This is a genomic window from Ruegeria sp. HKCCA6837 (assembly GCF_013034475.1).
Classification (GTDB): domain Bacteria; phylum Pseudomonadota; class Alphaproteobacteria; order Rhodobacterales; family Rhodobacteraceae; genus Ruegeria.
Map to the genome: position 1 here is coordinate 1 of NZ_WQGD01000024.1, position 11,745 is coordinate 11,745.

Annotated in this window: 10 protein-coding genes; 8 read left to right on the plus strand and 2 right to left on the minus strand. The window is 56.2% G+C overall.

Features of this window, described 5'->3' with window-relative positions:
• A partial coding sequence (locus tag GOV91_RS20670) for an IS6 family transposase (protein ID WP_171236833.1) occupies window positions 1–566 on the minus strand: 566 nt, incomplete at its 3' end.
• Between GOV91_RS20670 and GOV91_RS20675 the strand changes: the two genes are divergently transcribed.
• From GOV91_RS20675 to GOV91_RS20695, 5 genes are all read left to right on the plus strand, one after another.
• Entirely contained in the window at window positions 493–1,509 is a 1,017-nt protein-coding gene (locus tag GOV91_RS20675; protein ID WP_254440742.1) for an amidohydrolase family protein, read from the plus strand. The two genes, GOV91_RS20670 and GOV91_RS20675, sit on opposite strands and share 74 nt — an antisense overlap.
• Before the next feature lie 55 nt (window positions 1,510–1,564).
• The gene (locus GOV91_RS20680; RefSeq protein ID WP_171236835.1) at window positions 1,565–2,455 is read left to right on the plus strand and encodes a cyanophycinase; all 891 of its coding nucleotides are present in this window, start codon (window positions 1,565–1,567) and stop codon (window positions 2,453–2,455) included.
• 20 nt (window positions 2,456–2,475) lie between these two features.
• Window positions 2,476–5,277 carry a cyanophycin synthetase gene (gene cphA, locus GOV91_RS20685; RefSeq protein WP_171236836.1) on the plus strand — a complete coding sequence of 934 codons (2,802 nt, stop codon included), beginning with the start codon at window positions 2,476–2,478 and terminating at the stop codon, window positions 5,275–5,277.
• Window positions 5,278–5,291: 14 nt separating this feature from the next.
• Window positions 5,292–7,028, plus strand: coding sequence for a Mur ligase family protein (locus GOV91_RS20690; RefSeq protein WP_171236837.1), 1,737 nt, complete (start codon window positions 5,292–5,294; stop codon window positions 7,026–7,028).
• Between the two features lie 317 nt (window positions 7,029–7,345).
• Window positions 7,346–7,978, plus strand: coding sequence for a tyrosine-type recombinase/integrase (locus GOV91_RS20695; RefSeq protein ID WP_171236855.1), 633 nt, complete (start codon window positions 7,346–7,348; stop codon window positions 7,976–7,978).
• 391 nt (window positions 7,979–8,369) lie between these two features.
• Here GOV91_RS20695 and GOV91_RS20700 read toward each other — a convergent pair whose 3' ends face one another.
• A complete protein-coding gene (locus GOV91_RS20700; RefSeq protein ID WP_171236838.1) occupies window positions 8,370–8,543 on the minus strand; it encodes a hypothetical protein in 174 nt (57 codons plus the stop codon).
• A gap of 336 nt (window positions 8,544–8,879) precedes the next feature.
• Here GOV91_RS20700 and GOV91_RS20705 point away from each other — a divergent pair, with 336 nt between their 5' ends.
• From GOV91_RS20705 to GOV91_RS20715, 3 genes are read left to right on the plus strand one after another with little or no spacing between them, the layout of a single operon-like run.
• Entirely contained in the window at window positions 8,880–10,001 is a 1,122-nt protein-coding gene (locus GOV91_RS20705) for an ABC transporter ATP-binding protein (RefSeq protein ID WP_171236839.1), read from the plus strand.
• Window positions 10,001–10,930 carry an ABC transporter permease gene (locus GOV91_RS20710; RefSeq protein WP_171236840.1) on the plus strand — a complete coding sequence of 310 codons (930 nt, stop codon included), beginning with the start codon at window positions 10,001–10,003 and terminating at the stop codon, window positions 10,928–10,930. Before GOV91_RS20705 ends, GOV91_RS20710 begins: the two co-directional genes overlap by 1 nt.
• 3 nt (window positions 10,931–10,933) lie before the next feature.
• On the plus strand, window positions 10,934–11,743 hold the full coding sequence (locus GOV91_RS20715) for an ABC transporter permease (protein WP_171236841.1): 810 nt from the start codon (window positions 10,934–10,936) through the stop codon (window positions 11,741–11,743).
• Window positions 11,744–11,745: the final 2 nt, after the last annotated feature.

Here is an 11,745-nt window from a genome sequence, read left to right on the forward strand (position 1 = left end):
ATGCGCCTGAAACGTTGCATCGCGCGTTCGCGTCGTCGGAACGGCGAGTGCGAATTCTCAACGCGGTTATTGAGCCACCTGCCCGTCTGCTGTTTTTCGATAGCGCCAAGCTCTCTGAGAGCGGCCCGGTACGATGCAAAGCGATCCGTGACGAAGTTGTTCGCTTTTCCGTGCCGCTTCATCAATTTCTTGAGGAATTTCAGTGCTGCAGCTCTGTTTCGACGTTTGGTGACAACGGCTTCCAGCACTTCGCCCTCATGATCGACGGCCCGCCAAAGATAATGCCGCTTGCCACTCACCTTCACGAGAACCTCGTCCACGTGCCACTTCCATTTGGAGTATGCTCTCAATTGCTGAACACGCTTTCTTCGGATTTCAGCAGCAAACATCGGGCCAAACCTGTTCCACCAATATCGGACAGTTTCGTGGCTCACGTCGATGCCTCGTGCGTGCAGCAGGTCTTCAACATTCCGAAGCGAGAGAGGGAAACGGATGTACAGCATCACCGCAAGGCGGATGACCTCGGGACTGGTTTTGAAGTATTTGAAAGAGACAGGTCTGGTCATGGGCAAATGCTGCGCAACCGCCCTGCCCCGCTCAAGCAAAGTTCTTCTGACAAGGCCCGTTGGAGCTTTGGGCACGGACGATCTGACCCGCAACACGCAGACGCTGGTGCAACAGGCCTATGGGTTACGCGAAGAAGGACTTTCAGCCTGGTGTCACACCGGTGGCTATCACGTCCCACTGACCACCCTCACCGGTTCAGTCCGTGGAGACATTGTGTTCCTTGATCCGGTCATCGGTGTTGGGGAACTGGCGATCAGTGATCACCGGTCGAGCCAACCGACATTGGACGAGTTTCTGCGGATCGCGAGCGAGGCGCATGTCGCGGGTCTGATCACTGGCAAGGCGGGTATTGTGCATTGCCATATGGGAGATGGCGAGCGCGGGCTGTCAATGTTGGAACAGGCTATCGCGACCTGCGAAATCCCCGCACGCGTCTTCAATGCAACCCATGTCAATCGCAACAAACCACTCTTCGAACAGGCCGCGGCACTAGCAAGGCACGGATGTTACATCGACGCTACCGCATACCCCTGTGGACATGTCGAGCCGGGCATCTCTGCTGCTGAGGCCTACATTCAGTTTCGCGATTTGGGCGGTCACGCGGACCGTTTCACCATCAGCTCTGACGGTGGTGGCTGCCTGCCCGCCTTTGACCATGAAGGCAATCTGACACGGTTCGGTGTGGGCTTGTCGGACACTTTCCCGGACATGCTGCGCGAACTCACCAACAGAGGAGTACCAATGCCCGAAGCTCTGGCTCCGCTGACCTCAAATGTCGCTGACCTGCTGAAGCTGCACCGAAAGGGTTGTCTGAACGTGGATATGGACGCTGATTTGGTCGTTCTTGACGAAAACACTGCCGTGCGGCATGTGATGGCCCGGGGGGAATGGCATGTACGCGACGGCCAGATAGCCAGACGCGGCATGTATGAACAGGTTTGAGCGTCCGCGCGGTCCCCGGTGGCTGCCCGCTATAGCACCGGAAGGTAGTTAAGATATGTGCCCTGCACCCGTTGATACAGAAACCCCGCGCGGGTTCATCATTCCGATCGGCGGCGGTGAAGATCGCGTCAAGGAAATGCAGATTCACCGAAAGTTCGTAGAACTATCCGGCGGTGCCGACGCTGATATCGTCGTGATCCCAACAGCCTCGATGCTGGAAGAAACCGGACCGGACTATAACCGCATCTTTTCCGAGCTTGGTGCAGGCAAGGTTGAATTCCTGCCTATCTCGCGCCGCGCCGATTGCGACAACCCGGATTACGCGGGGATGCTGGATCGTGCTACCGGGATTTTTTTGACCGGTGGGAACCAGTTGCGCCTGTCAGCGATTCTTGGAGGCACGCTGGTCGCCCAGAAAATCCGGCGCCGAAACGCGGCAGGGGTGCCGGTTGCAGGAACCTCGGCCGGTGCTTCGATCATGTCCGAGCATATGGTAGCAGGCGGCAGCAGCAACTCTGGTCCAGCCGAAGGTAACATCACGCTGGCTCCCGGTATGGGTTTGACCAACGCCGTCATCATTGATCAGCATTTCACCCAACGCAACCGCCTGGGTCGATTGCTAACCGCTTCATCTTTTAACCCTTTTCTAATCGGATTGGGCGTTGACGAAGACACGGCGGCCTTCATTGGGCCCGATAACGTCTTTGAAGTAATCGGCAGCGGAACGGTTACCGTGGTGGATGCGAGCCATTTGACCCATTCTTCGATGTGGGATGCCCGTCGCGGCGAAGCACTCAGCCTTCTTGGACTTCGGCTTGACGTTCTGGGTGAAGGGTGCCGTTATGATCTGACGGCTCGCCAGGCTTTTCCGCCGGATGAGCATATGGCGTTCTGCACATTGCCGGATCTGTCCGGGGATGAGGCCGCCAGCGGGGGGAAACAATAATCTAACCAACGAGGGACCTCATGAAAATAATCTCGACCAATGTCTTTGTCGGCCCGAATGTCTGGGCAAGTTTTCCGGTCATTCGCCACGTCATTGATCTGGGCGTTTTGGAAGATTGGCCTTCGGCCAAAATTGGTTCCGAGTTTATTGATGCATTGACCCAGGCCCTTCCCGGTCTGGCTGAACATGGCTGTTCCTACCGCGAACCCGGTGGTTTCATCCGCCGATTGCGCGAAGATGAAGGTACTTGGCTTGGTCATGTATTGGAACATTGTGCCATTGAAGTGCAGAACGTGGCCGGTTCGGACGTAACTTTTGGCCGCACGCGCGGCACAGGCGAACCCGGCCAATACAACATGGTTTACGAATACCGCCAGCGCGATGTTGGTCTGGACGCAGGCAAGCTGGCAATGCGGCTGCTGATGCATCTATTGCCGCAATCCCTCAAGGAACAGGTGGACTACGACTTCGACCCGGAATTCAACTGGGATGACGAGTTGCGTAGCTTTGTGCTGCGGGCGCAGCGCAAGGAATTTGGTCCCTCAACCGGCTCATTGGTTAAGGCCGCGCAAGAGCGAGACATCCCTTGGATCAGGCTGAATTCTGGGTCACTGGTTCAGTTCGGGCACGGCAAATACCAGAAACGCATTCAGGCAACCATAACCTCTGAGACCAAGCACATCTCGGTCGAGATTTCCTGCGACAAGGAAGACACGCACAATCTGCTGAACGATCTGGGCCTGCCTGTGCCGCAGCAACGCATGGTCTATTCCGCGCGTGAAGCCGTGCGCGCCGCCGCACGGATCGGGCACCCGGTGGTGGTCAAACCGCTCGATGCCAATCATGGGCGCGGTGTTTCGATTAACCTGAACTCGGATGAAGAGGTCGAGGCAGGCTTTGCCGAAGCCAAGGAACATTCCCGCAGCCGCGCCATTCTGGTGGAAAGCTTTATCACCGGTTTCGATCACCGGATGCTGGTTGTGAACAACAAGCTGGTCGCGGTGGCCAAGCGCGTGCCGGGCCATGTGGCAGGCGATGGCACGCACACGATTGCCGAACTGGTCGAAATCGTGAACGAGGATCCGCGCCGTGGCATCGGGCATGAAAAAGTGCTGACCATGCTGGAGATCGACAATCAGGCCAAACGCCTGATGGAAAATGCGGGCGTGACGGAAGAAACTGTGCTGCCTGACGGCGAGGTCTTTTATCTGCGATCAACCGCGAACCTGTCGACCGGCGGCACGGCCATTGATCTGACGGATGTGGTGCACCCTGACAACCGTGACATGGCCGAGCGTGCCATCATGGCCGTCGGGCTGGATGTGGGCGGTGTCGATTTCCTTATCGACGACATCACCAAATCCTACAAGGATATCGGCGGCGCGATTGTCGAGGTGAACGCCGCCCCCGGTTTCCGGATGCACGTGGCACCGTCCGAAGGTCAGCCGCGCGACGTGGCAGGCAAAGTGATCGACATGCTGTTTCCGGCCACCGAGGAAACCCGCATCCCCATCGCGGCAATCACCGGAACCAACGGCAAGACGACCACTTCAAGGATGCTGGGGCACATCATTAAAACCAGCGGCAAGACCGTTGGCATGACCTCGACCGATGGTGTTTATGTTGACGGCAAGCTGAGCGTCAAGGGCGACATGACAGGACCCAAGTCGGCACAGATCGTTCTGCGCGACCCGGCTGTCGATTTTGCGGTGATGGAAACCGCACGTGGCGGACTTGTGCGGTCGGGTCTGGGCTATCAGCGCTCGAACGTAGCGGCCTGTCTGAACGTCTCGGCAGATCATCTGGGCCTTGGCGGCATCAACACGGTTGAGGAACTGGCCGTTGTCAAACGCGTGGTGGTGGAAAGCGCCACCGACTCGGCCGTTCTGAATGCCGATGACATCAACTGTCTGAAAATGGCCGACTATGCCGGTGCGGATCAGATCTTTTATGTCACCACCAACCCGGGGCACAGCCTGGTCAAGGAACATACAAAAGCAGGCGGCAAAGCCATTGTGCTTGAAAAGGGCATGAATGGTGACATGCTGACCATTTATGACAACGGTCTTCATATCCCGGTGCTGTGGTCGCATCTGATCCCGGCGGCATTGGAAGGCAAGGCCATTTTCAACGTCCAAAACGCAATGTTCGCCGCCGCGATGGCCTATAGTTTCGGAGTGGACCTGGACAATATCCGCCACGGGCTGCGCACCTTCGACACCAGCTATTTCCAGGCACCCGGGCGGATGAATGTCTATGACGAGCATCCCTTCAAGGTGATCCTCGACTATGGCCACAACCCTGCCGCGCTCAAGGCGATGGCGGCGTTGGCCGATCAGCTGGAGGTCAAGGGCCGAAGGCTGTGCGTTGTTGCGATGCCCGGCGACCGGCGCGATGAGGATATCGAAGACGGGGCCGCCGCATTGGCCGGGCATTTTGATCATTTCATCTGCAAGGCAGATGACCGCCGCCGGGGTCGTGGACACGACGAAGTGCCGCAAATGATGCGGCGGGCCCTGATCAACAACGGCGTCGATGATGCCGCGATCACGATCATCCCGGATGAGGTCGAAGCAGTGACTGCAGCGTTGGAACAGGCCGCACCGGGCGATCTGCTGGTGATTTTCGGTGATGACACAACGCGCTGCTGGAAGCAGATCATCTATTTCAACTCCGATAGCGAAGCGCCAGTCACAGAGGCTGCGCCGGTGGCAAGCCCCATCGACACCTCGTTCGAGGATATGTTCGAAAGCGACCAGAACCTGATCAGGGATGCGCGCGGCGTGCGCCTGGCCCGCGACATCAGCGAAGACGCGGATTGAGCGGGGGTACCGGAATGGACCGGATCGAAGAGCTTGCAAACGCGCTGACAATTGAAAGCGCGTACGCCGATCATATCCGGGTAGACGATGCCCGACGCTTGACCGGGCCGGGACTGTTGTGGAACCACCCCGGCGCGGTGATGGACGTGTTTTTCACCGATATCGGCACCGCGCAGGTCACCGCTTTGTGGGAAAAACACGCGCGCCGCGTGCTGGACGGGCTTGGCTGGCAGGATCAGGACGTAACCCACCGCAGTTTCACCGGTGGCGTCAATCTGGCGATTTCAGCGCCGATGGATCAGCTCTATTCCGCGATCTTCGCGGTGCAAACCGTCTGGCATTTCTGTGCCGCCGAACTGTTGGCATCCGAGCCCGGCGATTTCGATCAGATGGTTGCGGATGTCAAAAGCGTTATGGAGAAGGAAGCCAATCCCGCGCTGATTACTCTGATTGCGGCAGCAGAGGCGCATGGTGTGGATATCCTGTGCGATGATGACGAAGTGTCGATCGGGCACGGGACTGGTAGTCAGACCTGGCCGGTCGATGCGCTGCCTACCCCCGATGACGTGGACTGGTCGGCTCTGCACAATATCCCGGTCGCCTTCATTACCGGAACCAACGGCAAAACAACCACAACCCGTTTGCTTGAGGCGATCGCGCGCGCTTCTGGCAAGGTTGCCGGGCTGACATCGACCGAATTTGTTCGGGTGGGAGACGACATTCTCGACCGTGGCGATTATTCCGGCCCTGGCGGCGGTCGAATGCTGTTGCGTGACAAAAGGCTGGAGGTAGCCTGTCTGGAAGTCGCGCGCGGGGGTATCCTGCGCCGGGGTCTACCGACCCGCGCGGCAACGGCAGCGGCGGTCACCAATGTGGCAAACGACCATCTGGGGCAATACGGGGTCAACACGGTGCCGGAACTGGCTCAGGCCAAATTCGCCGTTCATCGCACGCTGGCCGAGGGTGGCGTGCTGGCACTGAATGCCGATGATGAATTTGTCCGTGCCGAGGCGGCGAATACATCTGCGAATATCTGGTGGTATTCGCTGGATGCGCAGAATGACCTGATCCGTCAGGCCCGCGATGCGGGCAAGTGCTGTGCCTATGTGCGGTCGGGAAAAATCGTCTTTTTCGATGGTGCGGCGGAACGGGTGGTGATCGCCGTCTGCGATGTGCCCCTGACCATGGGGGGCGTAGCAAAATACAACATCCTTAACGCCCTAGCGGCCTTATGCCTTGCCCTGGCATTGAACCTGCCCGTTCAGGCCGCTCGAAAGGGGTTGGCCGGGTTCAAGCCCGACGCCAGGGACAACCCGGGCCGTTGCAACGAGTTTCTCTATAATGGCGCACGGGTTTTTGTGGATTTTGCCCATAACCCGCATTCGATTTCGGCCGTTTGCGATGCCCTGTCCAGCCTGCCGGCAAAACTGCGTTTTATAATGCTCAGCCACGCCGGGGACAGATCCGATCAGGATATCCATGACGTCACTGCGACGGCGCTGAACTTCAAACCCGACGTGGTCGTCGCAACAGAACTTGAGGGGTATCTCAGAGGTCGCGAATTGGGTGACATTTCTGATCTGATCGAACGGGCAGCGTTGGACCATGGGTATGGTGCGCACCAAATACTCAAAGCTCCTTCGCCCACACAAGCCGCTTCAATGATACTTGAAAAGCTTGAGCCGGGAGATGTTGCCTTGCTGCTGGTTCTGTCCGATTGCGACGCCGTTCTCGCGATGCTCGACCGATAAACAGAGCCGGGTGCCGGTGTCACGCAGTTGTAGCTAGCACACGGCGATGTAAGCGCGCGCAAATGCAAACAGGCAGGTAAGTATGCACCAAAAGTGTTGCACCTTCGACCTGAGACCGATCGGAGGCGGACTATGGTGCAGAACCCGCCAAGTGATCGTTGCGCAGTATCAGGTACTTTGGGCTCGATGCGGTCATACGCTGCGCTGCTAACAAACGTCGAGTACTCTGATGAAACCTGTCTTTAGCTCCCTGATAGATTCAGTTGGTCGACACGGTGTCGGTGCCTGGAGAGGGAGGGAAGGATGGAGGACAAACGATGTCCATTATTCAACTTCCTGCCATCACACCGAAGCGCCCGCCGTGGAACAAAGGTCGCCATATAGGCCAGAAACGCCCGCTTCTCGCGAAGCAGGTCTGGGCCATCCGCGCCCGGCTTGAACTCTCGGACAATCTCAGGGACTTGGCACTCTTCAATCTTGCGATCGATAGCAAGCTGCGAGGCTGCGATCTCGTTCGTTTGAACGTAGCCGATCTTGTTGCTGGTGATCGTGTCCGCGAACGCGTGACAGTTGTCCAGAGCATAACAAAGCGGCCAGTCAAATTCGAGGTTTCGGAAAATACCCGCCAGTCCATCTGGACCTGGGTATGTCGCCCGGAGATGCTTGGACGCAATTTCCTTTTCCCAAGCCGCTTCCACGAAAGGCCGCATATATCGACGCGACAGTACGCGCGTTTGGTCCGCGATTGGGTGTCGGCGATTGGTTTGGAGCCAAACGGTTACGGCACGCATTCGCTGAGACGCACAAAAGCGGCACTGATCTACCGGAAAACGGGCAATCTACGCGCGGTGCAGCTCTTGCTTGGCCACACCAAGGTTGACAGCACAGTTCGATATCTTGGCGTTGAATTGGAAGACGCGCTGAGTATCGCAGAAAAGATCGACGTGTGAAGATTAAGCGGGCGGCAAGAGTCGCCCGCTTTTCGTGACTGGCAATTGTCGCATGAGTGTCGACCATCCACCGGGCTTCTGAGCCGAAACGAGCGTCACCATCGTCGTCTATTGAGTTGAATCTCCCGCCCGGATCGCTGGGCTCAGGTCAGTAGCTGGGGCGTCATCACTCCCAAGTGACTGCTTGTGCGAAGTAAGCAGTCACTCATGAAAAGTGCGGCGAACATCCTCTTCGAGCCCATCTTACCGGATGCTGCGACACACACAAATTGCGGCGAAGCGCTGAAAGCCGACATTTGCCGCTTTCAAGGCGGCCCGAAACCGGCCTTCGAACTGCTGCAGTGCTGCCTATCAGAGCGGACTGATACCATTTTGCTCGACCATCATTGACTTAGTGAATCCAGACAACCGCTAAAAATGTTCTGGAAGCTAAAGTACCAGGCTGCTCATATAAATCGACGCTGGGGTGCACGAAACGCTCCGCCGCAAGGATAAGAATCAGGCTGACCAGAAACAAGACTATGATGCCTTCAACAGAAGCAAGAGCACTAACGATTTTTTTCATCCTGCTCCTCCCAAGCACAAGTCACGTACCAGACTGATGAGTCTTTTCCCAGCCGGCAGGCGCGATCAAGAAGGCAGAGATTAGTCGCTCCGGTGTTTCGGCCTCTAACAAATCACTCAGCGTTAGATCACGGTCCATCCCTTAGCCATCGGGATCATTATATGGGAAAAATGTGTTACTTCCCATGTGCCCAGTGGGCTTTTCTTTTTGCTGAAAAAAATTGCAAAACTAAACTAACACAATGATTTTAAATCAAAAAAATAATGATTAGGCAAATCCTAATGTTTAGTGAGGAAGTCAGTTCTTAGGACGGAAACGCAGCCCATATATACCCGAATGGAATTTCGCGGTGCTCAGGAGGCGCAATTGTCTGACAAAGAAAATATCGCGATTGACGTGCGGGATGCGGTGAAACGCTACGGCGATTTTACCGCGCTCAAGAAGATCTCGCTGTCAATCATGGACAATGAGTTCTTTACTCTTCTGGGTCCGTCTGGCTGCGGTAAGACCACTCTGCTTAGAATGATTGCCGGGTTTGAGGCCGTCACCGAGGGGGCGATCTACCTTTATGGCGATGAGATTGAAAATCTCCCACCCAACAAGCGTCCTGTGAACACGGTTTTCCAGAACTATGCCCTGTTTCCGCATATGACCATTCTGGATAATGTGGCGTTCGGGCTGGAAATGCGCGGGACCTCTAAATCTGATGCGCGCAAAAAGGCGGGCGAGATGCTGGAATTGGTGCAGCTCTCTCAGTTCTCTGCGCGCAAGCCCAGTCAGTTGTCAGGTGGTCAGCAACAACGTGTCGCGTTGGCTCGCGCCTTGGCGCCACAGCCCAAGGTTCTGCTGCTGGATGAACCCTTGTCTGCACTGGACTTGAAGCTCCGCAAGGCCATGCAGCTTGAACTGAAGCACCTGCAGCGCGAAACGGGGATTACCTTTATCTTCGTGACTCACGATCAGGAAGAAGCGCTGACCATGTCCGACCGCATCGCGGTTATGTCGGCTGGCGAGATGCAGCAATTGGGGTCTCCTACGGACATCTACGAGCGTCCACATAACATGTTCGTGGCTGATTTTATTGGCGAGACCAACCTGTTGGAGGTCTCCGTTGACGGAATTTCGAATGGTCGTGCGACCTGCCACTTGGGAGGGGGGCATGAGTTGACTTGCAATTCGGTCGAGGGAATTGGCGTCGGCTCCAAAGTTCACATGTCGATCCGGCCAGAACGGCTGTATATGTCGGATACCCCTGCAGAAACCGAAAGCCTGAAAGGGCGCATCAAAGAGAACATCTTTGTCGGCACCGATATAACAACCATCGTCGATCTGCAGGATGGCCCGGACTTTGTCGTGCGCACCTCAAATTCAGACCGCGGCAATAAGCGTATTTTTGAGCCAGGTACCGAGATGTACGTCAACATGGAGCTGGGGGCTGGTCGCCTCCTGGTCGACTGATGGCAGCGGGTGCAGCAAGCGGCGGCAGCGCTACGACAGATACGTATAAAGAGGCGCGTACTTGGCTCCTTCTGCCCGCTTGGGTGACGCTGGCCATTCTGGTTCTGGCACCGGTGATCATGATGCTGATTTACTCTTTCTTGACGAAAGAGTTCCGGGGCGGTGTGATCTGGGAGTTCTCTCTGGCGGCTTACGATCAGTTCTTCTTTGACCGAGGATTATTCGGCGACGATCCCCCTAAGATCGAATGGACCTATATAACGATATTCTGGCGCTCAATCTGGCAGGCTGGTGCTGCCACACTGCTCAGCCTCGTGATCGGCTTTCCAACGGCCTATTTCATCGCCACCCGATCCGAGAATATGCGTCCGGTTTGGGTGTTCCTGATCACTATCCCCTATTGGGTGAACCTGCTGATCCGGACCGTGTCAATGAAGTTCCTTCTGCGCGATCAAGGGCCGTTGAATGATTTTCTGATGAATATCGGCTTGATCGACAGTCCACTGCATATCGTCAACACCAACTTTGCGGTTCAGCTGGGCCTGTTCTATTCCTACCTGCCCTTCATGGTGCTGCCGATCTATGCGGCTGTTGAGAGGTATAATTTCGCCCTGTCCGAAGCTGCTGCCGACCTCTACGCGTCGAAATGGACCACCTTGCGCCGTGTGTTGCTGCCCGCAGTCAAACCGGGCGTATTTGCGGGCTGTATTCTGGTCTTTGTTCCGTCGATGGGGTCGTTCCTTGCGCCTGATCTTCTGGGTGGTGCCAAGAATTTCATGATCGGCTCGCTGATTGAGGAACAGTTCAAGGGCAATGCAGGCAACTGGCCGTTTGGCGCAGCCGCTTCGATGATCCTGCTGACAATGGTTTTGATCATTCTGATGTTCTCGGCCCGTCAGCAGGCCAAAGCCGACAAGGCGGGGGGCTGACCGATGGCAAGCAAACAATTCGACATAAAGGCGTACACAGGCTTCAAAGGGATCACTCTGCTCTGTCTGGTCATCCTCTATGCTCCGCTGGTCGTCGTCACCATCTACAGCTTCAACGCTTCGCAATCATTGACCAACTGGGAAGGTGTTTCGCTGCGTTGGTATGCGGATGTCTTCACCGGGCCTGAAAGCGGTAAGTTCAAAACGGCTGCCAAAAACAGCTTTATTATCGCGATCATCGCTGCAACCACGGCGACGTCTATTGCCACTCTGGCTGCTACGGGCATGGTACGCGGCGGCAAATTCCGCTTTCGCACGCTGTCTTTCGGTCTGATCAGCTTACCGCTGATGGTGCCTGAGATTGTTTTGGCGGTCGCGACTCTGATCTTCTTCAATTCGATCGGGTTCGAGCGCGGGCTTCTGACCATCCTGCTGGCCCATATCGCCTTCTGTATTCCCTTCGCCTACCTACCTATCTCGGCCCGAATGCAAGGGATCGAAGACAGCTATGAACAAGCTGCACTGGACCTCTACGCCACCAAACGGCAGGCCTTTACCAAGATCCTACTGCCACTAATGATGCCAGGCATCATCTCGGGTTTTCTGCTGGCCTTCATCGTCAGCCTGGATGACTTCATCATCACTAACTTCGTGAAGGGTGCGGGGGTCGAGACCTTGCCCACGGCGATCTTTGGCTCGGTCAAGCAAGGGATCAAACCGAATATCATGGCGATTTCGACCATGTTGCTGAGTGTGTCCATCGTCATGGTCACGATCAGCTATTTCGTCAGCAAATCTGACAACACAAAATAACC